The organism is Amycolatopsis sp. GM8 (genome assembly GCF_021653975.1).
Lineage (GTDB): Bacteria > Actinomycetota > Actinomycetes > Mycobacteriales > Pseudonocardiaceae > Amycolatopsis_E.
Map to the genome: position 1 here is coordinate 18,877 of NZ_JAJKFK010000008.1, position 25,875 is coordinate 44,751.

The window sequence follows — 25,875 nt, forward strand, 5'->3', positions numbered from 1 at the left end:
CCGCTTTGGCGACATACGCCGGGCGCAATAGGCTGCTGAAGACCCGTCGAACGAGGAGTTTTCGCGCCATGTCGACATTCGAGCCACCGGCCAGATCGGCCGCGGCCATGTCGGCCGCCGCGAAACTTCAGCTGACCATCGCGACCGAGGGAGACACCGAGGCTGTGGATACGGCCGTGCAGCCCGGCAAGGTGAACGGGGCCAAGGTGGGGCCCACCGGCAGACCGTGGCGGGAGATACCGGACCCGCCGCTGCTGGAACGGCACGGTCCCGCGACCGTGCTCGCGATGTGCAACCAGAAGGGCGGCGTCGGCAAGACCACCTCGACGATCAATCTCGGTGCCGCGCTGGCGGAGTACGGCCGCCGCGTGCTGCTGGTCGACTTCGACCCGCAGGGTGCGCTGTCGGTGGGTCTCGGCATCCAGCCGCACGAGCTGGACCAGACGGTCTACAACGCGATCATGGAACGCAACGTGACCGCCGACGACGTGCTGCGCAAGACCCGCGTCGAGGGCATGGACCTGCTGCCGAGCAACATCGACCTGTCCGCGGCCGAGGTGCAGCTGGTGGCCGAGGTCGGCCGCGAGCACACGTTGCTCCGGGTCCTGCAACCGGTGATGGACGGCTACGACTATGTTCTCGTGGACTGCCAGCCATCGCTCGGGTTGCTCACGGTGAACGCGCTCACTGCCGCGGACGGCGTGCTCATCCCGCTGGAGTGCGAGTTCTTCAGCCTGCGTGGCGTGGCTTTGTTGATCGACACGATCGAGAAGGTACGCGAGCGCTTGAACCCCAAACTGGACATCACCGGCATCCTTGCCACCATGTTCGACCCCAGGACCCTCCACTCGAGAGAGGTCATGGCGCGCGTGGTGGAGGCCTTCGGTGACACCGTCTTCGACACGGTGATCAACCGCACCGTGCGGTTCCCCGAGACCACTGTGGCCGGAGAGCCGATCACCCGCTGGGCCCCCAAATCCTCCGGCGCGATGGCTTATCGTTCGCTGGCGCGCGAGGTGATCGCTCGGTGAGCAGGCGAGCCTCCCTGCCCGGGGCTTCGGAACTCTTCCGCCTGACCAGCACTCCCGCGCTCGAGCCCATCCCGCCCGTCGAGGTGCCGAAACCGGCCGACGAGCGGGGACAGCTGGAGCGCACGGGTGCGCGGCGCGGTTCCGGCCGGCAGAAACACGATTCCAAGATCACGGTGTACGTCTCGGGCGACGAACTGGTCGCGATGGAGCAGGCGCGGCTCCTGCTGCGCGCCCAGCACGGCCTGGTCATCGACCGCGGCCGGCTGGTGCGCGAGGCGGTCGCGGTGCTGCTCGCGGACTTCGAGCAGCACGGGCCGGACTCGGTCCTCGTCCAGCGGCTGCGTGAGCACACTCTCGACACCGAGGAAGTCTCGGGGCCGTGACCACAGGGGAACCGGCTGAGGCTCCTCAGCCGGAGCCCACAGCCGAGGAAAGTTCGTCCGCGAGGTTCAAGGTGCACCTCGCGAACTTCGAGGGCCCGTTCGATCTGCTGCTGCAACTGATCTCGCAGCATCAGATGGACGTCACCGAGGTGGCGCTGCACCAGGTCACCGACGATTTCATCGCCTACACCCGGGCGCTGGGCTCGGAATGGGACCTGGACGAGACCACCGAGTTCCTGGTCGTCGCGGCGACCCTGCTCGACCTCAAGGCCGCGCGGCTGCTGCCGTCGGCCGAGGTCGAGGACGAGGACGACCTGGCCCTGCTGGAGGCACGCGACCTGCTGTTCGCGCGCGTCCTGCAGTACCGGGCGTACAAGCAGGTCGCCGCGCTGTTCGCGGAGCTCGAAGCCGGGGCGCTGCGGCGGTACCCGCGGTCGGTGGCGCTGGAAGAGCGGTACCTCGGGCTGCTGCCGGAGGTCATGCTGGGGGTGAGCCCGGAGAAGTTCCGGGAGGTCGCGCTCGCGGTGTTCAAGCCGAAGCCGCCGCCGACGGTTTCGCTGGACCACCTGCACATGGGCCGGGTGTCGGTGCGCGAGCACGCGGCGGTGCTGCGGCTGCGGCTCGCCGAGGCCGGCACGGCGACGTTCGCGGACCTCGTGTCGGACTGCGAGCACACGATCGAAGTCGTGGCGCGGTTTCTGGCTTTGCTGGAGCTGTACCGGGAATCCTCGGTGCAGTTCGAGCAGGCCGAGGCGCTCGGCGCGCTCACCGTCCGTTGGACAGGCGGGTCCGCGGAAGAAGCCGCCGAGGAGGCCGATCAGGACCGGACCCGCGTCGAGGAAGAGGAGTACGGGTGAACCCCGAGGAGGAACGACCGGTCGTCGACCTGGACGAGATCGGCGTGGCAGAACCGGCAACCGAGTCGGCAACAGCGTCGGCAATCGAGCCGGAAACCGTTGCGGCCCAACCGGAAACCGAACCGGAGGCCGCGGCCGAGAGCGCCGAAGCCGAGCCCGAAGACGCCGCCGACGCCGAAGACGCTGGCGAGAGCGACGAGGGCCTCGCCATCGACCGCTCCCTGCCGGATCTCACCGAGGACGCCGCGCTGGAGTCCGCGCTCGAAGCCCTGCTGCTCGTCGTCGACTCGCCGGTCACCGAGGAGGCCCTGGCCGAGACGGTGGACGAGTCGGCCTCGCGGGTGACCCAGACGCTGCGCACGATGTCCGAGCGGTTCACCCAAGACCGCCGCGGCATCGACCTGCGCCGGGTCGGCGACGGCTGGCGGTTCTTCACGCGCGACACCTACGCCCCGTTCGTCGAGAAATTCCTCCTCGACGGCCAGCGCTCGAAGCTGACCCGCGCGGCGCTCGAAACCCTGGCGGTGATCGCCTACCGCCAGCCCGTCACCCGGTCCCGCGTCGCGGCCGTGCGCGGCGTTAACGTGGACGGGGTCATCCGGACCCTGCTGGCACGCGGACTCATCGAAGAGGCCGGCACGGATCCGGAGACCGGTGGCACGCTTTATGTGACCACGGAACTGTTCCTGGAGCGGCTCGGGCTTCCGTCGTTGAACGACCTGCCCCCGATCGCCCCACTGCTACCGGAAGTGGACGCGATCGATGACATCTGAAGAAGCACCGGAAGGTGTGCGCCTGCAGAAGGTGCTCGCCAAAGCGGGTATCGCCTCGCGCCGCGCGGCCGAGGAGCTGATCGCGCAGGGCCGGGTCAGCGTCGACGGGCGGACCGTGCGCGAGCAGGGCCATCGCGTCGACCCGGACAACGCGGTGATCCACGTCGACGGCACCCGCGTGATCCTCCGCGAGGACCTGGTGCACCTCGCGTTCAACAAGCCCAAAGGCGTGCACAGCACGATGACCGACGAGCAGGGCCGCCCCTGCGTCGGCGACTACGTGCGCCACCGGGCCGAGCGGCTGTTCCACGTCGGGCGGCTCGACGCCGAAACCGAAGGCCTGCTGCTGCTGACCAACGACGGCGATCTCGCGCACCGGCTGATGCACCCGTCGTATCACGTGCCCAAGACCTACCTCGCCGAGGTCGACGGCCTGGTGCCGCGCGGGCTGGGTAAAGAACTGCGCGCCGGTGTCGAGCTGGACGACGGCCCGGTCAAGGTCGACGCGTTCCGGGTCAAGGACATGCAGGCCGGGAAGACGCTGGTCGAGGTGGTGCTGCACGAGGGGCGCAAGCACATCGTGCGGCGACTGCTCGCGGAGGTCGGCTTTCCCGTGCGCAAGCTAGTGCGGACCGCGATCGCCGACGTGCAGCTGGGCAATCCCAAGCCGGGCACGATGCGCCGGCTGACCCGGGACGAGGTGGGCAGCCTCTACCGGGCGGTGGGTCTGTGACAACCGCCGCCGCTACCATCGCCGGGTGACTTCCACCGCGCTCGACGTGCTGCGCCGCGTCTTCGGCTACGACTCGTTCCGTGGCGAGCAAGAGGCGATCATCAGCCAGGTCGTCGACGGCGGCGACGCGCTCGTACTGATGCCGACCGGCGGCGGGAAGTCGTTGTGCTACCAGATCCCGTCGCTCGTGCGCGAAGGCGTCGGGGTGGTGATCTCGCCGCTGATCGCGCTGATGCAGGACCAGGTGGACGCGTTGCGCGCGCTGGGCGTGCGCGCCGGGTTCCTGAACTCCACGCAGGACTACCAGCAGCGCCGCGAGGTCGAGTCCGCGTTCCTGGACGGCGAGCTGGACCTGTTGTATCTCGCGCCCGAGCGGCTGCGCCTGGAGTCGACGACCGAGCTGCTCGGCCGGGGCAAGGTCGCGCTGTTCGCGATCGACGAGGCGCACTGTGTTTCCCAGTGGGGCCACGACTTCCGGCCGGACTACCTGGCGCTGTCCGAGCTGCACGAGCGGTGGCCGGACATCCCGCGCATCGCGCTGACCGCGACGGCGACGAAGGCGACGCATGCGGAGATCGCGACCCGGCTGAATCTGGGCGACGCCAAGCATTTCGTGGCGAGCTTCGACCGGCCGAACATCCAGTACCGGATCGTGCCGAAGAACAGCCCGCAGAAGCAGCTGCTGGAGCTGTTGCGCAGCGAGCACGCCGGGGATGCGGGGATCGTCTACTGCCTGTCGCGGGCGTCGGTGGAGAAGACTGCGGAATTCCTTGTCCAGAACGGGATTCCGGCGGTGCCGTACCACGCGGGGCTCGACTCGCGGACCCGCGCCGCGAACCAGGCGCGGTTCCTGCGGGAGGACGGGCTCGTCGTGGTCGCGACGATCGCGTTCGGGATGGGGATCGACAAGCCGGACGTGCGGTTCGTGGCGCATCTCGACCTGCCGAAGTCCGTCGAGGGCTACTACCAGGAGACCGGGCGCGCCGGCCGCGACGGGCAGCCGTCCACGGCGTGGCTCGCCTACGGGCTGCAAGACGTTGTGCAGCAACGGAAGATGATCGAAACGTCCGAGGGTGACAGCGCGCACCGGCGGCGCCTGTCCACCCATCTGGACGCGATGCTGGCGCTGTGCGAGACCGTCGAATGCCGGCGGGTGCAGCTGCTGAACTACTTCGGGCAGTCCGGGGAGCCGTGCGGCAACTGCGACACCTGCCTCGCGCCGCCGGAGTCGTGGGACGGCACGATCCCCGCGCAGAAACTACTGTCCACTGTGTACCGGTTGCAGAACGAGCGGCGGCAGAAGTTCGGCGCGGGGCAGATCATCGACATCCTGCTGGGCAAGTCGACGCCCAAGGTGCAGCAGCACCGGCACGATGAGCTGACGGTGTTCGGGATCGGCACCGAGCTGGCCGACGGGGAGTGGCGCGGTGTGGTGCGGCAGCTGCTGGCGCAGGGTTTGCTCGCGGTGGAAGGGGATTACGGCACCCTGGTGCTGACCGACGCGAGCAGCGATGTCCTGGGCCGCAAGCGAGAGGTCCGGCTGCGCCGCGAGCCGAAGCGCGAACCCAAACCGGCGCGTACCGCGAAGAAGACCGCGGTCGAGATGCCGGCCGAGGCCGCGCCGATGTTCGAGAAGCTGCGCACCTGGCGCGGCACCACGGCGAAGGACCAGGGCGTCCCGGCCTACGTCATCTTCCACGACGCGACGCTGCGGCAGATCGCCACCGAGCAGCCCAAGACCCTGACCGACCTGGGCACGATCAGCGGCGTCGGCGAGAACAAGCTGGCCAAGTACGGCCAGCAGATCCTGGACGTGCTCGCGGAGTAACGCCCGGAGCGCGGGGTCAGTTCGCGGTGGCGGTTTCGGCGCGGGTGGTCTTGCGCTGCAGGGCTTTCGCGATCGGTTCGACGATCCGGGCGGCCGTCGGGCCGAGGACCGCCATCAGCAGCACGTACGCGGTCGCGAGCGCGGCGAGGTCGTCGGACACGGCACCGGCCGTCACCGCCAGGCCCGCGATGACGATGGAGAACTCCCCATGTGCCACCAGCGCCGCCCCGGCCCGGGCGCGCCCGAGCCGGCCGATCCCTTGCCGCCACGCGGCGAACCAGCCGGTCGCCACCTTCGTCAGCGTCGTCACCACGGCGAGCGCCACCGCCCAGCCGAGCACCGGCGGGATCGACGCCGGCACGGTGTTCAGGCCGAACACCACGAAGAACACCGCCGCGAACAGGTCCCGCAACGGTTCCAGCAGGCGCGTCGCGTTCTCGGCCGTCGACCCGGAGATGGCGATGCCGAGCAGGAACGCGCCCACCGCCGCGGAAACCTGCAGCGCCGACGCGAGACCGGCCACGAGCAGCGCCACGCCCAGCACCCTGAGCAGGAACACCTCGCGGTCGTCGGAGTTCACGATGGCCGACACGTAGCGCCCGAACTTGAGCGCGATCACCAGCACGATCGTGATCACCGCGAGCGAGATGCCGACCGCCTTCAGCCCGCCGAGGAAGCTGACCCCGGCCAGCAACGCCGTGAGGATCGGCAGGTACAGCGCCATGGCGAGATCCTCGAACACGAGGATCGACAGCACCACCGGCGTTTCCCGGTTGCCGAGCCGGCCGAGGTCGCCGAGCACCTTCGCGACGATCCCCGACGACGATATGTACGTCACCCCCGCCATCACGATCGCGCCGATCGGGCCCCAGCCCAGCAGCAGCGCGACGGCGGCACCCGGCGCCGCGTTGAGCACGATGTCCAGGAGCCCGGCCAGCCACGACCGTTTGAGCCCGGTCATCAGCTCCGGTGCCGAATATTCGAGACCCAGCATCAGCAACAGCAGCACGACACCGATTTCGCTGGCCAGGTGCGTGAAGCCGTCGATATCCGGCAGCGGGCTCAACCCTCCCTTCCCGAAGGCCAGCCCGCCCACCAGGTACAGCGGGATCGGCGACATCCCGATCCGGCCGGCGAGCTTGCCCAGCACGCCGAGGGCGAAGAAGACGGCACCGAGTTCGACGAGGGAGAGCGCGGTGTGTTCCATTTATCCGTTTCTCAAGATCTTGAGGGCGTTCTCGAGGCCTTCGGCGGTGCCGACGGCCACGAGCAGATCGCCCGCGGTGAACGTGAAATCCGGCGTCGGTGACGGGTGAACCTGGCCCGCGCGCATGACCGCGACCACGGACACCCCGGTGCGCGTGCGCATCGCGGTGTCGCCGAGGGTACGGCCGTCGAACGGTGCGTTCGCCTTGATCGGCAGCTGGCGCGTGTTGATCCCGGGCACCTCTCGGTGCTCCTCGGTCAGCTGCGCGACCAGCTGCGGCGCGCCGAGCAGGTTCGCGAGCGCGCCGGCCTCGTCGGTGGTCAGCGGTATCTCGGCCTGGCACGCGTCCGGGTCGTCGGTCTTGGACACGATCAGCTCGATCTTGCCGTCGCGGTGGGTCACCACACCGACGCGCCTGCCGTTGCGCAGCGCGAAGTCCTTGCGCACGCCGATGCCGGGCAGAGGAGTCACTTCCACGTTCACGATCACCAGGTTACCTGGTATGTCCGGTTCGGCCCGGTGCGGGCGCGTGGCCGCCAGCCAGGCAGAATGGGCCCGGCGGACGAACGATTACGGGGCAAGGAGTGCATCGGTGACGCTACGTGGGGTGGTCGCGCTGGACGGCCCGTCCGGGACCGGGAAGACCACGGTCGCGCGCAAGCTCGCCGAGCGCCTGAGCGCCGGATTCCTCGACACCGGCGCGATGTACCGGGTGGTCACGCTCGCCGGGCTGCGCGCGGGCATCGACATGACGGACGCCGGCGCGGTCACGGCGATCGCGCGGGACGCCGTGTTCACCATCGGCACCACGCCCGTGCGGCCCAGCGTCACGCTGGCCGGCGAGGACGTCTCCGCCGAGATCCGCGGACCCGAGGTCAACGACGCGGTCTCGCCGGTTTCCGCGGTGCCCGCCGTGCGCGAGCTGCTGGTCGCGCGCCAGCGGAAGATCATCGACGGGGTCCTCGCCGAGGTCGGCGGGATCGTCGTCGACGGCCGGGACATCGGCACCGTGGTCGCGCCGGACGCGCCGCTCAAGGTGTTCCTCACCGCGTCCCCCGAGGTCCGGGCGGCGCGCCGCAGCGCCCAGGACACCGCGGCGGGCCGCGAGAGCACGCCGGCCGAGGCACTCGCTTCGGTCGACCGTCGGGACAGGCTGGACAGCAGCCGCGCCGCGTCGCCGCTGCGCGCCGCCGAGGACGCGGTGCACCTGGACACCTCCGACCTGGGGATCGAGCAGGTGCTGGTCGCGCTCACCGAGCTGGCGAGCCGCCGCGGGCTGCTCCACTGCGCCGCGGAGGTCACCCAGTGAGCTCCGCCGGCCTGCCCGAAGGCGCGTCCGGTTCGCTGCACGATCTCGGCCGGGCGATCGGCAAAGTACTGTTCCGGCCCGCCTACCGGATCCGGGTGCACGGGCGCGAGCGGGTGCCGCGCACCGGGCCCGTGCTGCTCATCGCCAACCACAGTTCGCTCGTCGAACCGCAGCTCATCTACGGAATGCTGCCGCGGCGTTCGGTGTTCCTGGTGAAAGAGGAGATGTTCACCGGCGCCATGGGGTGGTTCCTCCGGCGGATCGGGCAGGTGCCGGTCCGCCGGGGTGAACCCGATCGGGCACCATTGCTGACCACCGCGAAGATCCTGGCCGACGGCGGCCTGGTCGGCGTGTTCCCCGAGGGCACCCGCGGCGACGGGAACGTCACCAAGGCCGAGGCCGGCGCGGCCTGGCTGCTGCGCGGCACCGGCGCGGTCGTGCTGCCGGTGGCGGTCCGCGGCACCAAACGCCCGGCCGATCGCAAGCGGCGCTTCCGCCCGCGGGTCGACCTGCTGATCGGCGAGCCGTTCCGGGTCGAGGTCGGCAAGGGCCGGACCGGGCTGGACCTGGCCACCGAAGAACTGCGCGGCACACTCGCCGCGCTCGTGCGCGAGCTGGACGCCCAGCGCGCACAGACAGAGAAAGCGAAGTCATGACAGAGCTGGAGGGGGCCGACGGCTCCTGGTCGGACGAGGCGGAGTTCGCCGCGCTCGACGCGCAGGTGGACGGCCTGGACGACGGCGAGGAAGCCGCGCTGAACCAGCCGGTGCTCGCCGTCGTGGGCCGGCCGAACGTGGGCAAGTCCACGCTGGTCAACCGGATCCTCGGCCGCCGCGAGGCGGTCGTGCAGGACGTGCCCGGGGTGACCCGCGACCGGATCGCCTACGACGCGCTGTGGAACGGCCGCCGGTTCACCGTCGTGGACACCGGCGGCTGGGAGCCCGGCGCCAGCGGCCTGCAGGGCGCGGTCGCGGCGCAGGCCGAGCTGGCGATGACCACCGCGGACGCGGTGCTGCTGGTGGTGGACGCGTCGGTGGGCGCGACCACCACCGACGAGGCGGTCGCGCGGGTGCTGCGCCGGTCGAAGCGGCCGGTGATCCTGGCCGCGAACAAGGTCGACGACAACCGCCTGATGGCCGACGTCGCGTCGCTGTGGTCACTGGGCCTCGGCGAGCCGATGGGTGTCAGCGCCCTGCACGGCCGCAGCTCCGGCGACCTGCTCGACGCGATCGTCGCGGCACTGCCCGAGGCGCCGCGCGACCTCGGCGAGCGGGCGGCCGGGCCGCGGCGCGTCGCGCTGGTCGGGAAGCCGAACGTGGGCAAGTCGAGCCTGCTCAACAAGCTCACCGGCGAGGAACGCGCGGTGGTCGACTCGGTCGCCGGGACCACGGTCGACCCGGTGGACTCGCTCGTCGAGCTGGACGGGCAGACCTGGAAGTTCGTCGACACCGCGGGCCTGCGCAAGCGCGTGCACACTGCGAGCGGCACCGAGTACTACGCGTCGATCCGCACGAAGGCCGCGATCGACGCGTCCGAGGTCGTGATCGTGCTGCTCGACGCCAGCGAACCACTGTCCGAACAGGACCTGCGGGTGCTGACGATGGTGGTCGAGGCGGGGCGCGCGTGCGTGCTGGCGTTCAACAAATGGGACCTCGTCGACGAGGATCGCCGGTACCAGCTGGACAAGGAGCTCGACCGCGGGCTCGTCCGGGTGCCGTGGGCGCAGAAGGTGAACATCTCCGCGCTCACCGGCCGGTCGGTGCGCAAGCTCGCGCCCGCGCTGCGCACGGCGCTCGAGTCGTGGGACCGCCGGGTGCCGACGGGACAGCTCAACGGCTGGCTTTCGGAACTGATCGCCGCGACCCCGCCGCCCGTGCGCGGCGGTAAGCAGCCGAAGGTGTTGTTCGCCACCCAGGCGGCGATCCGGCCGCCGACGCTGGTGCTGTTCACCAGCGGGTTCCTTGAGTCCGGCTACCGGCGGTTCATCGAGCGGAAGTTCCGGGAGCGCTTCGGGTTCGAGGGCAGCCCGGTGCGGATCAACGTGCGGGTGCGGGAGAAGAAGCCGCGCAAAGGCAAGTAACTCGCTAGTGTCGTCGGATGCGGCGAGAGAGCAACGCGGTGCGCGCCGGGTGGATCTGCCTGGTGGCCGTGAGTCTCGGGATCGCGGGCTTCGGCGTCGTCGTGGCGATCGCTCCGCCTGCCGGTGACACGTTGTTGTATCGCGCGGACGGGCTGGCCTCGGCCGGGGTCGGCCTGTTCGGCGCGCTGCTCGCGCTGGTGCCGTTCCGGCGCCGGGAGCGCTGGGCGTGGTTCGCGTTGTGGTTCTATCCGCTGTTCTGGGCAGCGCACCTGGCAGGACAGCTGCCGCCCGGGAAAGACCACATCCACCAGGTGGTTTTCCTCGTGCTTTCGCTGGCGGGCCTGCTCGTCCCGGTCCGCGAGTTCTTCCCGGGAGACCATGCCGAGACCGCGCCGCAACCCTGAGTTCATCTTCGGGTAAGCTGAATGGCTGCACCGGGCGCCTCACCAGACGAGCGCAAGCCCGACTTGTACCGAAAGGTGAGTGACGGGCCTTGCTGCCTGCGCTGGACACGCCCCTGCCCGTAGAGCCAGTTGTCGTTGATACCCGGCCGAAAGCGCTGTTCTGGACCGGCCTCGGTGGCACCGAGCGCACGCTGCTCGACATCCTCGCCGACACCGTCGCGCGCCATCCCGGCGCCGCCGCGATCGACGACGGCACGCAGGTGCTCAGCTACCGCCGGCTCGCCGAGGAGATCGACGTCGTGCGGCGGCGGCTCGCCGAGTTCGGCGTCGGCGTCGGTGACCGGGTGGGGGTCCGGATCTCGTCCGGCACCGCCGAGCTGTACGTCGCGATCCTCGCGATCCTCGCCGCCGGTGCCGCGTACGTCCCGGTCGACGCCGACGACCCGGACGAGCGCGCCGAGCTGGTGTTCGGCGAGGCCGGCGTGTGCGCGGTGCTCACCGACGGTGGCACGCTGACCCGCCATTCCGCCCCGATCGGGCGGCCCGGTGTCCCCAGCCTGTGGGACGACGCCTGGATCATCTTCACCTCGGGTTCCACCGGTAAACCGAAAGGTGTGGCGGTCAGCCATTCCGCGGCCGCCGCGTTCGTGGACGCCGAGGCCGGGCTGTTCCTGACCGAGGAGCCGATCGGGCCCGGCGACCGGGTGCTGGCCGGGCTGTCGGTCGCGTTCGACGCTTCCTGCGAGGAAATGTGGCTGGCCTGGCGGCACGGCGCCTGCCTGGTGCCCGCGCCGCGGTCGCTCGTGCGCACCGGCGTGGACCTCGGCCCGTGGCTGGTCGCGCAGCGCATCACGATCGTCTCGACCGTGCCGACCCTGGCCTCGTTGTGGCCCGCGGACGCGCTGGAAGACGTGCGGCTGCTGATCTTCGGCGGCGAGGCGTGCCCGCCGGAGCTGGCCGAGCGGGTCGCCGTCGAGGGGCGCGAGGTGTGGAACACCTACGGCCCGACCGAGGCGACGGTCGTCGCCTGCGCCGCGCCGCTGACCGGCGAAGGGCCGGTGCGGATCGGGCTGCCGCTGGTCGGCTGGCAGCTCGCGGTGATCGACGAGGCCGGCGAGCCGGTCGCGATGGGGGAGACCGGGCAGCTCGTGATCGGCGGCGCCGGGCTCGCGCGCTATCTCGATGAGGTGAAGGACGCCGAGAAGTACGCGCCGCTGCCGTCGCTCGGCTGGCCGCGCGCGTACCGCAGCGGCGACCTGGTGCGGGCGGAAGAGGAAGGCCTGATCTTCGTCGGCCGCGCCGACGAGCAGGTCAAGCTCGGCGGCCGCCGGATCGAGCTGGGCGAGGTCGACGCCGCGCTGCAGGCGCTGCCCGGCGTGACCGCCGCGGCCGCCGCGATCCGCACCACCAAGGCGGGCAACCAGATCCTCGTCGGCTACGTGGTCCCCGCCCGCGAGTCCGACATTCAAGACGCCGAGTCCGACGTTCGGGACGCCGAGTTCGACGTCGACACCGCGGCGGCCCTGCTGCGGGACCGCCTCCCGGCCGCTCTGGTGCCGCTGCTCGCGGTGGTCGACGACCTGCCCACGCGCACCTCGGGCAAGGTGGACCGGGCCGCGCTGCCCTGGCCACTGTCCACTGTGGACGCCGACGAGCTGACCCCGACCGAGAAGTGGCTCGCCGAAGGCTGGGCGGAGATCCTCGGCGTGGCGCCGTCCGACGCGGACGCCGACTTCTTCACCCACGGCGGCGGCAGCCTCACCGCGGCGCAGTTGATCGCCCGGATCCGCACCCGGCACCCGCAGGTCTCGGTCAGCGACATCTACCAGCAGCCGACCCTCGGCGCGCTCGCCGCGGTGCTGGACGGCCTCAGCGCGGCGGAGACCGCGCACCGCGAGATCCAACCGACGCCGCGCCGCGCCGGTTTCGTGCAGGCGCTGCTGATGATCCCGCTGCTGCTGGTCATCGGCCTGCGCTGGACCACCATGCTCGCCGGGCTGACCACCGTGCTCGCGGCGACCGGCGCGACCTGGGCGCCGTCGGTGCCGTGGTGGGCGCTGGGCGTGGCCTGGCTGGTGCTGTTCAGCCCGGCCGGCCGGATCGCGATCGCCGCCGGTGGCGCCCGGTTGCTGCTGCGCGGCGTGCGGCCGGGCAGCTACCCGCGCGGCGGGAGTGTCCACTTGCGACTGTGGGCGGCCGAGAAGCTCGCCGAGTTCAGCGGTGCCAGCAACGTTTCCAGCGCGTCCTGGATGACGCACTACGCGAAGGCGCTGGGCGCCAAGGTGGCGAAGGACGTCGACCTGCACTCACCGCCGCCGGTGACCGGGCTGCTCAAGCTCGGCCGGGCCGCGGCCGTCGAGCCCGAGGTCGACCTGTCCGGCCACTGGGTGGACGGGGACCTCGTGCACATCGGCAAGATCCGGATCGGCGCCGGCGCGCGCGTCGGCGCGCGGACCACGCTCTTCCCGGGTGTCCGGATCGGCAAGGGCGCGGAGATCGCCGCCGGTTCGACCGTGCGTGGCGCGGTGCCGGCCGGACAGCGCTGGGCCGGATCGCCGGCGGCGCGCACCGGCAAGGGCGCGCTGCGCTGGCCGTCGAGCCGGCCGCCGCGTTCGCGCTTCTGGGCGGTGACGTACGGCGTGACCTCGTTGCTGCTGGGCCTGCTGCCCCTGGTCGCGGCGGTGCCGGCGATTCTGCTGGTGCTGCTGGGCGCGCCGTCCCTGGCGAGCATGCTGGCCTACGTACCGCTCGCGACCGTCGCGTACTTCGGGTCGTACGCGCTGCTGGTGCTCGTCGGCGTGCGCCTGCTCGGCATCGGCATGGCCGAGGGCTACCACCCGGTGCACGGCCGGACCGCCTGGCAGGTGTGGGCGACCGAACGGCTGATGGACATGGCGCGCACCGCGCTGTTCCCCTTGTACGCCAGCTTGTTCACGCCGGTGTGGCTGCGGATGCTCGGCGCGAAGGTCGGTCGTGACGTCGAGGCGTCGACGGTGCTGGCGCTGCCGAAGATGACCCAGGTCGACGACGGCGCGTTCCTCGCCGACGACACCATGGTCGCGACCTACGAACTGGGCCACGGCTGGCTGCACGTCGCGCCCGCGCGGATCGGCAAGCAGGCGTTCCTCGGCAACTCCGGGATGACCGCGCCGGGCCGCGCGGTGCCGAAGCGTGGTCTCGTCGGTGTGCTGTCCTCGACCCCGCGCAAGGCGAAGAAGGGCTCGTCGTACCTCGGCATGCCGCCGATGCCGCTGCGGCGCGCGGTCGGGGTCGCCGACGCGAGCCGGACCTACCGGCCGCCGCTGCGGCTCAAGCTCGCGCGGGCCGCGGTCGAGCTGTGCCGGATCGTGCCGGTGATGTGCGCGGTCGCGCTCGCGGTCCTGGTCGCCGCCGCCATCGGCGCGCTGTGGGCCGCGGCCGGGCTGTGGGTGGCGGCGCTGGTGTCACCGCTGCTGCTGGCCGGCGCCGGGATCGCCGCCGCCGCGATCGCGACGCTGATGAAGTGGTTGCTGGTGGGGAAGTTCCGGACGGTCGACCATCCACTGTGGAGTTCGTTCGTGTGGCGCGACGAGCTCGCCGACACGTTCGTCGAGGCGCTCGCCGTGCCGTGGCTGGTCGGCTCGATCGGCGGCACCCCACTGCTCACGGCGTGGCTGCGGACGATGGGCGTGCGGATCGGGCGCGGCGTCTGGCTCGAGACCTACTGGCTGCCGGAGGCCGACCTGGTGCGGCTCGGCGACGGCGCGACGATCAACCGCGGCTGTGTCGTCCAGACTCACCTGTTCCACGACCGGATCATGACGATGAGTGAGGTGACTCTCGACGAAGGCGCGACGCTGGGCCCGCACGGTATCGTGCTGCCCGGGGCCACGATCGGCGCCCGCACGACGGTCGGACCCGGCTCGCTGGTGACGCGTGGCGACGCGGTGCCGGCGGACACCCGCTGGCTCGGCAACCCGATTTCGGCTTGGGGAAGCAAGGTTTGAAGTCTGCTCTGAACTCGCACGGCGACGACGGCTATCAGGTAACCCAGTACGACCTCGAACTCGACTACAAGATCGTGCCCAACCGGCTCTCGGCGCGCGCGAGGATCGCCGCCGCGGCGGCGCGCCCGCTGTCGAAGTTCGGGCTCGACCTGTCCGGGTTCAAGGTCGCCGGGGTGCACGTCGACGGCCGGGCGGCGAGGTTCAGCCGCAGCGGGAACAAGCTCACGGTGAAACCGGCGAAGCCGGTGGTCGGCCGGTTCAAGGTCGAGGTCCGGTACGCGGGCAACCCGAAGCCGGTGGACGGGCACTGGGGCGACATCGGCTGGGACGAACTGACCGACGGCGTGCTGGTGGCGAGCCAGCCGATCGGCGCGCCGACCTGGTTCCCGTGCAACGACCGCCCGGCGGACAAGGCGTCCTACCGGGTCACCGTGACGACGTCGTCGGCGTATGCCGTGCTGGTGACCGGGGATCTGGTGTCCCGGCGCGTCGGCGGCAGCACGACGACGTGGGTGTACGAGCGGCGCGAGCCGACCTCGACGTACCTGATGAGTGTCCAAATCGGACGGTACGAAGACCTGGCGATGCCGGAGTCGCAACGGCTGGCGGTGCCGCGGTCCCTGGTGCCCGCGGCCAGGTACGACTTCGGCCGGCAGCCGGAGATGGCGGTGCTGTTCTCGCGGTTGTTCGGGCCGTACCCGTTCGGCGAGTACGTCGTGGTGGTGGCCGACGACGAGCTCGAAGATCCCATTGAGGCGCAAGGGATGGCGATCTTCGGACGGAACCATGTGGACGGTCGCCGGACGTATCAGCGGCTCGTCGCGCACGAGCTGGCGCACCAGTGGTTCGGCAACAGCCTGACGATCGCGGACTGGCCGCACATCTGGCTCAACGAGGGTTTTGCGACCTATGCGGAATGGCTGTGGTCCGAGGAATGCGGTGGGCCGCCGGTCGCGGCGCTCGCCGCGCAGTGGCGGGCGCGGCTGGAGTCGCTGCCCGAGGACCTCGCGATCGCCGACCCCGGTGAGGCGCACCTGTTCGACGAGCGCGTGTACAAGCGGGGAGCGTTGACCTTGCACGCGCTGCGCGGCGAGGTCGGCGACCCGGTGTTCTTCGCGGTGCTGCGGTCCTGGGCGGAGGCGCACCGGCACGCGACGGTGACCACGGAGCAGTTCATCGCGCACGCGGAAGCCCACGCGGGGCGGTCGCTGCGCGACCTTTTCGCGGCATGGCTGGAGCGCCCGGCGTTGCCGCGCCCGTAGCCCCCGGCGAGTCCGACACTCAGGACGCCGAGTCCTACGTTCAGGACGCCGAGTTCGACGCCGCGGTCAGCAGGCGGGCGGCGGCGAGGGCCAGCGGGTCGAAGGCGCCGGGTGCGGTCGCGAGCTGGTGCTCCAGGTCGGCGCGCATCCGCGGGTCCCAGAACTGGCGGATGTGCGCGGCGATCGCGGCGGCCGCCTCGTCCGGTGGCCGGTGGTGGAACTGCGCCGCGATCTCGTTCGCCAGCCGTATCTGCGGGGACTCCGTGCTCATCAGTCCGCCAGCGCCGGGATCGCGCGCTCGGCGTGCTCGACCGCCGTCCCGGAGGTCTTCAGCCCGACCTGCACCGCGGTCACCTTGTACTCCGGGCAGTTCGTCGCCCAGTCGGAGTTCTCCGTGGTCACCACGTTCGCGCCGGTCACCGGGAAGTGGAATGTGGTATAGACCACTCCGACGGGCATTCGATCGGAAAGCCTGGCGTGCAACGAGGTTTCGCCGACCCGGCTCGACAGCGTGACCTCGTCGCCGTCGCCGATGCCGCGGACCTCCGCGTCGTGCGGATGGATCTCCAGCACGTCCTCGTGATGCCAGGCCACGTTCGCCGTACGCCGGGTCTGCGCGCCCACGTTGTACTGCGTCAGGATCCGCCCCGTCGTCAGGATCAGCGGGAACCGCCGCGTGCTGCGCTCGCGCGTCGGGACGAACGGCGTCGGCACGAACCTTCCCTTGCCCCGCACGAAACCGTCCACGTGCATGATCGGCGTGCCCTCCGGGGCCTTGTCGTTGCACGGCCACTGAACGCTGCCGAGCCGGTCCAGTTTCTCGAACGACACGCCCGCGAAAGTCGGGGTGAGCGCGGCGATCTCGGCCATGATCTCGCGCGGATGCGTGTACCGCATGGGATATCCCATGGCCTGCGCGATCTCGCAGACGATCTCCCATTCGTGCTTGCCGGTCTTCGGGGCCATCACCGGCCGCACCCGGTTGATCCGCCGCTCGGCGTTGGTGAACGTGCCGTCCTTCTCCAGGAACGACGTGCCCGGCAGGAAGACGTGCGCGAACTTGGCCGTCTCGTTGAGGAACAGGTCCTGCACCACGACCAGGTCCATCGCCCGCAGCGCGGCGGTGACGTGCCGCGTGTTGGGATCGGACTGCGCGATGTCCTCGCCCTGCACGAAAAGCGCGCGGAACGAGCCGTCGATCGCGGCGTCGAACATGTTGGGAATGCGCAGCCCCGGCTCCGCCAGCAGCTCGCGGCCCCACAGGTCCTCGAACACCGTGCGCACCGCGTCGTCGGAGATGTGCCGGTAGCCGGACAGTTCGTGCGGGAACGAGCCCATGTCGCACGAACCCTGCACGTTGTTCTGCCCGCGCAACGGGTTCACGCCGACACCCTCGCGGCCGATGTTGCCGGTGGCCATCGCGAGGTTCGCCATGCCCATCACCATCGTCGAACCCTGGCTGTGCTCGGTTACGCCGAGTCCATAGTAGATCGCCGAGTTGCCGCCGGTCGCGTACAACCGTGCGGCCGCGCGAAGTTCGGCGGCGGGGACACCGGTGATCTCCTCGGTTGCCTCCGGGCTGTTCTCGGGCAGCGCGATGAACGATGCCCACTCCTCGAATTCCTCGCAACGCTCGTCCACAAAGGACCTGTCGACGAGCCCCTCGGTGACCGCCACGTGCGCGAAGGCGTTGACCACCGCGACGTTCGTGCCGGGCGCGAGCTGGAGATGGTGTGCCGCCTCGATATGCGGCGTGCGCACGAGGTCGATCCGGCGCGGGTCGATCACGATTAGCTTCGCGCCCTCGCGCAGCCGCCGCTTCATCCGCGACGCGAACACCGGGTGCCCGTCGGTCGGGTTGGCGCCGATCACCACGATCACGTCGGATTTCGCGACCGACCGGAAGTCCTGGGTGCCGGCGGACGTGCCGAACGTCTGCTTGAGCCCGTAGCCGGTGGGGGAGTGGCAGACCCGGGCGCAGGTGTCGACGTTGTTGTTGCCGAACGCCGCGCGCACCATTTTCTGCACCACGTAGACCTCTTCGTTGGTGCAGCGGGAGGACGTGATCCCGCCGATCGCGCCGATCCCGTGCCGCGCCTGGACTTCGCGCATTTTCTCTGCCACGTAACCGATCGCGGTGTCCCAGTCGACCTCGCGCCACTCGTCGTCGATGGTCTCGCGGATCATCGGGTTCAGCCTGCGGTCCGGATGTGTCGCGTAGCCGAAGGCGAATCTGCCCTTGACGCAGCTGTGTCCTTCGTTGGCGCCGCCGTCCTTGTACGGCACCATCCGCACCAGTTCGTCGCCGCGCAGCTCCGCCTTGAACGAGCAGCCGACCCCGCAGTACGCGCACGTGGTCAGCACGGACCGGCTCGGCATGCCGAGGTCCACAACGGACTTCTCTTCCAGTGTCGCGGTGGGGCAGGCCTGCACGCACGCACCGCACGACACGCATTCGGAGTCCATAAACAGCTCGCCGGCGCCGGCGGCCACTTTGGACTCGAAACCGCGGCCTTCGATCGTCAGCGCGAACGTGCCCTGCACCTCGTCGCAGGCGCGGACGCAGCGGGAGCAGGCGATGCATTTCGACGGGTCGAAGTCGAAGTACGGGTTGGACGTGTCCTTTTCCTGCTGCAGATGGTTTTCGCCTTCGTAGCCGTAGCGCACCTGGCGCAGGCCGACCGCGCCCGACATGTCCTGCAGTTCGCAGTCGCCGTTCGCCGAGCAGGTCAGGCAGTCGAGCGGGTGGTCGGAGATGTACAGCTCCATCACGCCCTGGCGCAGCTTCTCCAGGCGCGGCGTCTGCGTGTGCACCTGCATGCCCTCGGTGACGGGCGTGGTGCAGGAAGCCGGGGTTCCGCGGCGGCCGTCGATCTCGACCAGGCACAACCGGCAGGAGCCGAACGGTTCCAGGCTGTCGGTGGCGCACAGCTTCGGAATGTCCACTCCGGACAGTGCCGCCGCGCGCAGGATGGAGGTGCCCTCGGGCACGGTCACCGGCAGGCCGTCGACCTCCAGCGACACCGTCGCCGGACCGGCCTTCGCCGGCGTGCCGAGGTCGGGTTCCTTGAGCAAGCTCATGAGAAGTCCTCCGGGAAGTGCAAAAGCGCGCTGCGCACGGGATTGGGCGTGAGGCCGCCCATCGCGCACAACGAGCCGTCGGTCATCAACTCGCAGAGATCGTTGAGCAGGGCGAGGTTGCCTTCGGGGTCCTGGCCGGCGACGATCCGGTCGATCACCTCGACCCCGCGCACGGAGCCGACGCGGCAGGGCGTGCATTTGCCGCACGACTCCTCCGCGCAGAACTCCATCGCGAACCGCGCCATCGCCGCCATGTCGACGGTGTCGTCGAAGACCACGATCCCACCGTGCCCGAGCATCGCGCCCGCCGCGGCGAACGCCTCGTAGTCCATCGGAAGGTCCATTTGCGACACCGGGATATACGCGCCGAGCGGTCCGCCGACCTGCACCGCGCGGACCGGCCGCCCGGTGCGGGTGCCGCCGCCGAACCCGTTGACCAGCTCGCCGAGCGTGATCCCGAAAGCGCTTTCAAAGATCCCGCCGCGAGCGACGTTCCCGGCCAGCTGGAAGACCTGCGTGCCGCGCGACCGTTCCACGCCAAGGTTTTTGTATGCCTCGGCGCCATCGGCGAGGATGGCGGGAATGGACGCGAGGGTGAGCACATTGTTGACCACGGTCGGTTTGCCGAACAGGCCGGTGATCGCCGGTATCGGCGGCTTCGAGCGGACCATGCCGCGCTTGCCTTCGAGGCTTTCCAGCATCGAGGTCTCTTCGCCGCAGATGTACGCACCCGCGCCGACGCGCACGAACAGATCGAAGTCGAGCCCGGAGCCGAGGATGTCGGTGCCGAGCCAGTTCTCGTTGCGTGCCAACCGGATTGCTTCGCGCAGCACGCGCGTGGCATCGGGATACTCGGAGCGGATGTAGATGTAGCCCTCGGTCGCGCCGACCGCGTGCGCGGCGATCGTCATGCCCTCGATCAGAGTGAACGGGTCGCCCTCCATCAGCATCCGGTCCGCGAACGTGCCACTGTCACCCTCGTCGGCGTTGCAACAGACGAACTTCAGCTCGCCCGGCGTGTCGGCGACGGTCTTCCACTTGATCCCGGCGGGAAAGCCCGCACCACCGCGGCCGCGCAGGCCGGATTCCGTGACCTCCGCGACGACTTCAGCAGGGTCCTTGCTCAGCGCCGCGCGCAGGCCCGCGAGTCCGCCGTGCGCGACGTAGTCCGTTGTGGACAGTGGGTCGGTGACGCCGACTCTCGCGAAGCAGAGCCGGGTCTGGGCACGTAACCAGGGCAGCTCCTCCACGAGACCTTGGCACAGCTCGTGATCCTCGCCCTGGTCGAGGATTTCCGCGACCGCCTCGGGTGTGACCGGCCCGTAACCGACGCGACCGCGTTCGGTTTCGGTCTCCACGAAGGGTTCCAGCCACAGCATCCCGCGGGATCCGTTGCGCACCACGGTCGCGCCTTCGGCGTCGAACGCCTTGGCGACGAGATCCGCGCCGACGGAGCGGGCCGCCGAGTCGCCGGGGACGTAGACCTTCATGAAGCCGCCGTTTCCGTCGCGAGGACCGTGTCGAGCCGGGCGGGATCGAGCCGCCCGTAGAGCCGCCCGTTGACCTGCGCGGCCGGGCCGAGCGCGCAGTTGCCGAGGCAGAAGACCTGGTTCAGGGTCACCGAACCGTCCGGCGTGGTCTGGCCGAGCTTGATGCCGAGCACCTGTTCCGCGTGTGCGACGAGCCGTTCAGCCCCGACGGACTGGCAGGCCTCCGCGCGACAAAGGCGCACGTCGGCGTGGCCGGCGGGCTCGGCGCGGAAGTCGGAGTAGAACGTGACCACGCCGTGCACCTCGGCGCGGGAGAGGTTCAGTTCGGCGGCCAGCAGCGGGACGATCTCCTGGTCGACGCAGCCGAACTCGGCCTGGATGGCGTGCAGGATCGGCAGCAGCGCCCCGCGTTCGTCCCGATGCGCGGCGACGATCGCCCGCACCCGCTCCGCGGCGCCGTGCCCGTCCACTGTCATGGCCGCCCCTCCGCTCCGAGGTCCATACTGTATGCAGCAACCGTAACCGGCTGCGGGCCCGATGTGAAGGGCTAGCGGAGTCGCGGCCCTTACCGGGCTCTCCCCAGTCTCGCAGCCATAGCAACCCTCCGCAGCGCTTTTCCACCTGGCGAAAGGCGGTGGCCACCGGAAATGCCGGACTCGTGCGCGGCCTCGCGCGCACGGAATGCCAGACTCGTCCGCCCGAAATCGCCGTTAGTTGGGGAGGCCCAGGGGCGTAGTGGTGAACGGGCCGCCGACGTAGCGGGCGACAGGGCCGGTGGGTGCTGGGTCGGTGATCTCGCCGGCGAACTTCTCCGCGTCGTCCAGCGAACGGTAGCCCAGCGCCTCGGCCTCGGCGAGCGAGTAGATGCGACGCGTGTTGTCCGAAACGCCCCAGATGATCCGGTACCCCGGCGACGGGAACGTCAGGCACGCGTCGAACAAGCGCCCGGCATCATCGGGGGAGAGCCACGTCGTCAACCCGCGGTAGCCCGGCGGCCGTTCGAAGCACGAGCCGATCCGGACGCAGATCACGTCCATGCCGAACCGCGAGTGGTACAGGCTGCCCAGCGCCTCGATCGCCGCCTTGCTGACGCCGTAGAAAGTGTCCGGCCGCGGCGTCGAGTCCGCCGCCAGCGGCGCCTCGGCAACCTCGCGGAACCCGACCGCGTGGTTGCTCGACGCGAGGATCACCCGCGGCACCCCGGCCTTCCGCGCGGCCTCCAGCACCGTCTGCGGGCCGGTGATGTTGACCTCGACGGTCTCGGCCCACGAAGTCTCCCGGCTGTGCCCGCCGAGATGGATCACCGCGTCCACATCGTGACACGCGACCGCCATCGCCTCGGGATCGGTCACCGAAGCGGTCATCACCTCCTCGTCGTCCGAAGCCCCGAGAGCCGTGATGTCGAGCAGTCGCAGGATCCGTCCCTCCCGGCGGAGCCGGGGCCGCAGCAAGGTCGCCACCCCGCCGGCGGCGCCGGTGATCAGTACGCGCATCTTGTTCCCCCTCAACGGATTCCGGCGCGGCGCAGCTGCCCGCCCAGTTCGGTGGCCGTTTCGGCGAGCAACTCGCCGACATGCTTCGCCTCGGCGTCGGTGACCTCGCCGACCGGGATCGAGCAGCTCATCGCGTCCGTGCCGGGGATCCGGTACGGCACCACGGCGGCGACGCACCGCACCCCCGGCGTGCCCTCCTCGACCTCCGCCGCGAACCCACGGCGCCGCGTCGCTTCGCATTCGGCGAGCAACCCGTCCAGCGACGTGATCGTGCGCGGGGTCAGTGCGGGCAGCCCATCCGGGAACAGCGCGCCGATCTCGGCCTGCGTCAGCTCCGACAGCAGCGCCTTGCCCAGCGCGGTCGCGTGTGCGGGAAGCGTGCGCCCGACGCGGGACACCAGATGCGTGGAATGCCGGGACTCGCGTGTCTCCAGGTACACGACCTCCGCCCCGTTGCGGCGGGCGTAATGCGCGGTGAAACCGGTGCGCTCACGGACCGATTCGAGGGCCTCGGTCGCGAACGGGATCGCCGGGTCGCGGTCGAGGTAGGCGGTGCCGCAGATCAGCGCGCGGACACCGAGCCGGTAGCGCGCGGTCCCCGGATCGGCCTCGAGCCAGCCCGCCTCGTACAGCGTGCGCAGCAGGCCGTGCAGGCTCGAGCGGGGGAAACCGGTCTTCGCGTGCAGGTCGGACAGTGACAGCCAGGCGTCCTGCGCGGCAAAGGTTTCGAGGAGTTCCACGGTGCGCCGCGCGGACTTCACGCCCGCGGGCTCACTCGCCGCTGCCGGTTCCGCCATGGATCCCCCTCCGTTGACTCGCGACTCCCGCGATACTAGCGTTCACAGACACGATTCAATATACGGACTTCATTCATGGATGTGAAATCGTGAAGCTGGTCGGCTACGCCTACCCGTGGGATGTCGCCGAGCCCGGTTTCGTCGCCCGCGCAAGGGAACTCGCCGTGGATGAGGTGGCGGTCGCGGTCGCCTACCACTCCACGCGGGCCGCGACCCCGTGGTCGCGCACCCGGACCGCGGTGCATGCCCGGCATGCCGCGTTCTACCGCGCGGTCCGCGACGGACGGTGGTCGCGGCTGCGGCCGGGCACACCGGATTGGGTGGACTCGCCGGACAGTGCGGGCGACGCCGTCGCCGTGCTGAACGAGGCGGGTATCCCGGCGGCGGCGTGGCTCGTGCTGACGCACAACTCCTTGCTGGGCACGGAGTTTCCCGAGCTGACCGTGCGGAACTGTTTCGGCGAGCGGTACCCGTGGGCGCTGTGCCCGTCGCACCAGGAGGTCCGTGACTACGCGGTGACGCTCGTCGAGGAATCGTTGGCGGGCCTGGATTTCTCGTCGGTCGTGCTCGAAGCGTGCGGGCAGCTCGGCGCGGTCCACCAGTGCCAGCACGAGAAGACGGACGCGGTGTGGTCGCCCGCGGTTGCCAGGCTGCTGTCGGTGTGCTGCTGCGAAGCATGTGGCGTGGAAGACTCTTTCCAGGAAGAGGTTCTCCGGCTAATTGCTGACCCGCTAATTGCTGACCCGCTAATTGCTGACCCGCTAATTGCTGACCCGCTAATTGCTGATTCGCGTATTGCTGACCCGCGTATTGCTGGCCCGCGTATTGCTGGCCCGCGCGAATCTGCCGAACTGGACGACTCTGCCGCGCTGGGCGAGTCTGCCGCGCTGGGCGAGTCTGCCGCGCTGGGCGAGTCTGCCGCGCTGGGCGAGTCTGTCGACCTGGGCGAGTCTGTCGACCTGCGCGAATCTGCCGAGTTGGGCGACTCTGCCGGGCTGGACGAAAACCTCCTGACGGCGCGACATTCCGCGACGGACCTCCTGCGGCGTGCGGTGCTCGACCGGATCGATCTTCCGGTCGCCCTGCACGGCGACATCGACCCGTGGGCGACCGGCGCGCTGCCGGGACTCACCGCGAGTGCGGCCGGCGAGGTCGGCACCGTCGTACTGCCGTGCTGGCAACCGGGACAAGACCTCGTCACGGCGGCGCGCGCTCGACTACCTTCGTCGGTGGAGATCGGCGTGTACGTGACCGCGCTGGGCGCCGCGCCCGATCTGAACGCCTACGTCGGCCGGCTGCGCGAAGCCGGTGCCGACCAGGTGCACCTGTACCACCTCGGGCTCGCCGGCCCGGCGCGGTGGGGAGAGCTGCGAGGTGCCGCGGAAGCCGCGGTCTGAAGGAGGGGCCGCGGATGCCGCGGCTTGTACGAGGGGCCGCGGAAGCTGCGGGCTGACGGAGGGGCCGCGGAAGCTGCGGGCTGACGGAGGGGCCGTGGATGCCGCGGTCTGAAGGAGGGGCCGCGGATGCCGCGGCTTGTACGAGGGGCCGTGGATGCCGCGGTCGGAACGAGGGGCCGCGGAAGCTGCGGGCTGACGGAGGCGCCGCGGAAGCCGCGGTCGGAACGAGGGGCCGCGGAAGCTGCGGGCTGACGGAGGCGCCGCGGAAGCCGCGGCCTGAACGACGCGCCGCGGAGTCCGCGGGCTGAAGGAAGGGAAGCATGGACACCGAGACGACCGAGCTGGACCGGATCCTCGCCGCTGCCGCGAAGGCCGCGCCGGCGCTGGCGGAGACGACTCCCGGGCAGCGGGCCGGGTGGCTGGTGGCGGCCGCGGACGCGCTCGACGACGCGGCCGACGAGCTGATCACGCTCGCCGCCGAGGAGACACACCTGCCGGCCGCGCCACGGCTTAAGGGCGAGCTGCTGCGCACGACGTTCCAGCTGCGCCTGTTCGCCGGCGTCCTCGACGACGGCGACTTCCTGCGCGCCACGGTCGACCACGCCGACCCCGACTGGCCGATGGGCCCCCGCCCGGACGTCCGCCGCGCCCTCGTGCCGATCGGGCCGGTGCTGGTGTTCGCCGCGAGCAACTTCCCGTTCGCGTTCAGCGTCGCCGGCGGCGACACCGCGTCCGCGCTCGCGGCCGGCTGCCCGGTCGTGCTCAAGGCACACCCCGGCCACCCCCGGCTTTCCGCGCGTACCAGCGAAATCCTGCGGGCGGCCCTCCTCAGCGCGGGCGCCCCGGAGGGCATCTTCGACGTGATCTACGGCATCGAGCCGGGCGTCACCGCGCTCAAGGATCCGCGGATCTCGGCGGCGTCGTTCACCGGCTCGGTCCCCGGCGGGCGCGCGCTGTTCGACATCGCCGTCTCCCGCCCGACGCCGATCCCGTTCTACGGCGAGCTGGGCAGCGTCAACCCCGTCGTCGTCACGCCGGGCGCCGTGCGGGCGCGCGGCGAGCAGGTCGCGAAGGGCTACGTCGGCTCGTTCACGCTCGGCGCCGGGCAGTTCTGCACCAAGCCCGGCCTGCTGTTCCTGCCCGAAGGGCACGGCCTCGACGCGACGCTGACCGAAGCGGCGCGGGCGGTCGGCCCACAGGCGATGCTCAACGAACGCATCGCCGACGGCTTCCAGGCCGGCGTGGCCCGGCTGCGCGAACAGCCCGCGGTGACCGTGCTCGCGTCCGGTGACCCGTTCACGCCGACGCTGCTTTCCGTGCGGGCGGCGGACTTCCTGAAGGCGGACGAGGTCCTGCGCGCCGAATGCTTCGGCCCGGCGTCGATCGTGGTCACCTACGGCTCTCACGCCGAGTTGCTCGAGGTGCTCGGCGAGCTGGAGCCCGGGCTGACCGCGACCGTGCACGGCGAGGACGCCGAGGCCGATGACGTGCGGAAGCTGCTGCCCGCGCTGACCCGGCTCGCCGGCCGCCTGCTGTGGAACGACTGGCCCACCGGCGTCACGGTGAGCTGGGCGCAGCAGCACGGCGGCCCGTACCCGGCGACGACCGCGCCCACGACCACCTCCGTCGGCACGGCCGCGATCGAGCGGTTCCTGCGGCCAGTGGCGTGGCAGGGTTTCCCGGACGCACTGCTGCCGCCGGCGCTGCGGGAATCCAACCCGTGGGAACTGCCACGCCGTGTGAACGGCACCCGCCTGTAAGACT

22 protein-coding genes are annotated in these 25,875 nt (G+C 70.7%); 14 read left to right on the forward strand and 8 right to left on the reverse strand.

Going from position 1 to position 25,875, the window contains the following annotated elements; genetic code table 11:
* Positions 1-68: 68 nt before the first annotated feature.
* From LOZ83_RS31345 to recQ, 6 genes are read left to right on the forward strand one after another with little or no spacing between them, the layout of a single operon-like run.
* A complete protein-coding gene (locus LOZ83_RS31345) occupies positions 69-1,031 on the forward strand; it encodes a ParA family protein (protein ID WP_236795364.1) in 963 nt (320 codons plus the stop codon).
* Positions 1,028-1,414 (forward strand): cobyrinic acid a,c-diamide synthase, encoded by a 387-nt coding sequence (locus tag LOZ83_RS31350; protein WP_236795365.1) that lies wholly within the window; start codon positions 1,028-1,030, stop codon positions 1,412-1,414. The genes LOZ83_RS31345 and LOZ83_RS31350 overlap by 4 nt, the downstream gene beginning before the upstream one ends.
* Positions 1,411-2,271: a ScpA family protein gene (locus tag LOZ83_RS31355; protein ID WP_236795366.1), complete on the forward strand. Its 861-nt coding sequence runs from the start codon at positions 1,411-1,413 to the stop codon at positions 2,269-2,271. Before LOZ83_RS31350 ends, LOZ83_RS31355 begins: the two co-directional genes overlap by 4 nt.
* Positions 2,268-3,044 (forward strand): SMC-Scp complex subunit ScpB, encoded by a 777-nt coding sequence (gene scpB / locus LOZ83_RS31360; RefSeq protein WP_374202740.1) that lies wholly within the window; start codon positions 2,268-2,270, stop codon positions 3,042-3,044. The genes LOZ83_RS31355 and scpB overlap by 4 nt, the downstream gene beginning before the upstream one ends.
* Positions 3,034-3,777: a pseudouridine synthase gene (locus LOZ83_RS31365; RefSeq protein WP_236795367.1), complete on the forward strand. Its 744-nt coding sequence runs from the start codon at positions 3,034-3,036 to the stop codon at positions 3,775-3,777. Before scpB ends, LOZ83_RS31365 begins: the two co-directional genes overlap by 11 nt.
* Positions 3,778-3,802: 25 nt before the next feature.
* Positions 3,803-5,605 carry a DNA helicase RecQ gene (recQ, locus tag LOZ83_RS31370; RefSeq protein ID WP_236795368.1) on the forward strand — a complete coding sequence of 601 codons (1,803 nt, stop codon included), beginning with the start codon at positions 3,803-3,805 and terminating at the stop codon, positions 5,603-5,605.
* A gap of 16 nt (positions 5,606-5,621) precedes the next feature.
* Here the strand turns inward: recQ and LOZ83_RS31375 are convergent, their stop codons facing one another.
* Positions 5,622-6,812: a cation:proton antiporter gene (locus tag LOZ83_RS31375; RefSeq protein WP_236795369.1), complete on the reverse strand. Its 1,191-nt coding sequence runs from the start codon at positions 6,810-6,812 to the stop codon at positions 5,622-5,624.
* On the reverse strand, positions 6,813-7,295 hold the full coding sequence (locus LOZ83_RS31380) for a cation:proton antiporter regulatory subunit (protein ID WP_236795370.1): 483 nt from the start codon (positions 7,293-7,295) through the stop codon (positions 6,813-6,815).
* Between the two features lie 124 nt (positions 7,296-7,419).
* Between LOZ83_RS31380 and cmk the strand changes: the two genes are divergently transcribed.
* From cmk to LOZ83_RS31410, 6 genes are all read left to right on the forward strand, one after another.
* Positions 7,420-8,121 (forward strand): (d)CMP kinase, encoded by a 702-nt coding sequence (gene cmk, locus LOZ83_RS31385; protein WP_236795662.1) that lies wholly within the window; start codon positions 7,420-7,422, stop codon positions 8,119-8,121.
* Entirely contained in the window at positions 8,118-8,777 is a 660-nt protein-coding gene (locus LOZ83_RS31390; RefSeq protein WP_236795371.1) for a 1-acyl-sn-glycerol-3-phosphate acyltransferase, read from the forward strand. The genes cmk and LOZ83_RS31390 overlap by 4 nt, the downstream gene beginning before the upstream one ends.
* The gene (der, locus tag LOZ83_RS31395) at positions 8,774-10,201 is read left to right on the forward strand and encodes a ribosome biogenesis GTPase Der (protein WP_236795372.1); all 1,428 of its coding nucleotides are present in this window, start codon (positions 8,774-8,776) and stop codon (positions 10,199-10,201) included. The genes LOZ83_RS31390 and der overlap by 4 nt, the downstream gene beginning before the upstream one ends.
* Positions 10,202-10,218: 17 nt before the next feature.
* Positions 10,219-10,605, forward strand: a complete 387-nt coding sequence (locus LOZ83_RS31400) for a hypothetical protein (RefSeq protein WP_236795373.1) — start codon at positions 10,219-10,221, stop codon at positions 10,603-10,605.
* Between the two features lie 92 nt (positions 10,606-10,697).
* Complete coding sequence (locus LOZ83_RS31405; RefSeq protein ID WP_236795663.1) at positions 10,698-14,591, forward strand: Pls/PosA family non-ribosomal peptide synthetase; 3,894 nt, start codon at positions 10,698-10,700, stop codon at positions 14,589-14,591.
* Positions 14,588-15,853 (forward strand): M1 family metallopeptidase, encoded by a 1,266-nt coding sequence (locus LOZ83_RS31410; RefSeq protein ID WP_236795374.1) that lies wholly within the window; start codon positions 14,588-14,590, stop codon positions 15,851-15,853. The genes LOZ83_RS31405 and LOZ83_RS31410 overlap by 4 nt, the downstream gene beginning before the upstream one ends.
* A 40-nt stretch (positions 15,854-15,893) precedes the next feature.
* Here LOZ83_RS31410 and LOZ83_RS31415 read toward each other — a convergent pair whose 3' ends face one another.
* The 6 genes from LOZ83_RS31415 to LOZ83_RS31440 form a co-directional block, all read right to left on the reverse strand.
* Positions 15,894-16,124, reverse strand: coding sequence for a formate dehydrogenase subunit delta (locus tag LOZ83_RS31415; RefSeq protein ID WP_236795375.1), 231 nt, complete (start codon positions 16,122-16,124; stop codon positions 15,894-15,896).
* Entirely contained in the window at positions 16,124-18,934 is a 2,811-nt protein-coding gene (fdhF, locus tag LOZ83_RS31420) for a formate dehydrogenase subunit alpha (protein ID WP_236795376.1), read from the reverse strand. The genes LOZ83_RS31415 and fdhF overlap by 1 nt, the downstream gene beginning before the upstream one ends.
* Entirely contained in the window at positions 18,931-20,424 is a 1,494-nt protein-coding gene (locus LOZ83_RS31425; protein WP_236795377.1) for an NADH-quinone oxidoreductase subunit NuoF, read from the reverse strand. Before LOZ83_RS31425 ends, fdhF begins: the two co-directional genes overlap by 4 nt.
* Positions 20,421-20,900, reverse strand: coding sequence for a formate dehydrogenase subunit gamma (locus tag LOZ83_RS31430; protein WP_236795378.1), 480 nt, complete (start codon positions 20,898-20,900; stop codon positions 20,421-20,423). The genes LOZ83_RS31425 and LOZ83_RS31430 overlap by 4 nt, the downstream gene beginning before the upstream one ends.
* A 234-nt stretch (positions 20,901-21,134) precedes the next feature.
* Positions 21,135-21,917, reverse strand: a complete 783-nt coding sequence (locus LOZ83_RS31435; RefSeq protein ID WP_236795379.1) for an NAD(P)-dependent oxidoreductase — start codon at positions 21,915-21,917, stop codon at positions 21,135-21,137.
* Between the two features lie 11 nt (positions 21,918-21,928).
* On the reverse strand, positions 21,929-22,714 hold the full coding sequence (locus tag LOZ83_RS31440; protein WP_236795380.1) for an IclR family transcriptional regulator: 786 nt from the start codon (positions 22,712-22,714) through the stop codon (positions 21,929-21,931).
* An 89-nt stretch (positions 22,715-22,803) separates the two neighbouring features.
* On the opposite strand from LOZ83_RS31440, the gene LOZ83_RS31445 reads away from it, so the two are divergent.
* Together LOZ83_RS31445 and LOZ83_RS31450 are read left to right on the forward strand one after the other, a co-directional pair.
* On the forward strand, positions 22,804-24,111 hold the full coding sequence (locus tag LOZ83_RS31445; RefSeq protein WP_236795381.1) for a hypothetical protein: 1,308 nt from the start codon (positions 22,804-22,806) through the stop codon (positions 24,109-24,111).
* 320 nt (positions 24,112-24,431) lie between these two features.
* Positions 24,432-25,871: an aldehyde dehydrogenase (NADP(+)) gene (locus LOZ83_RS31450; protein WP_236795382.1), complete on the forward strand. Its 1,440-nt coding sequence runs from the start codon at positions 24,432-24,434 to the stop codon at positions 25,869-25,871.
* Positions 25,872-25,875 lie beyond the last annotated feature (4 nt).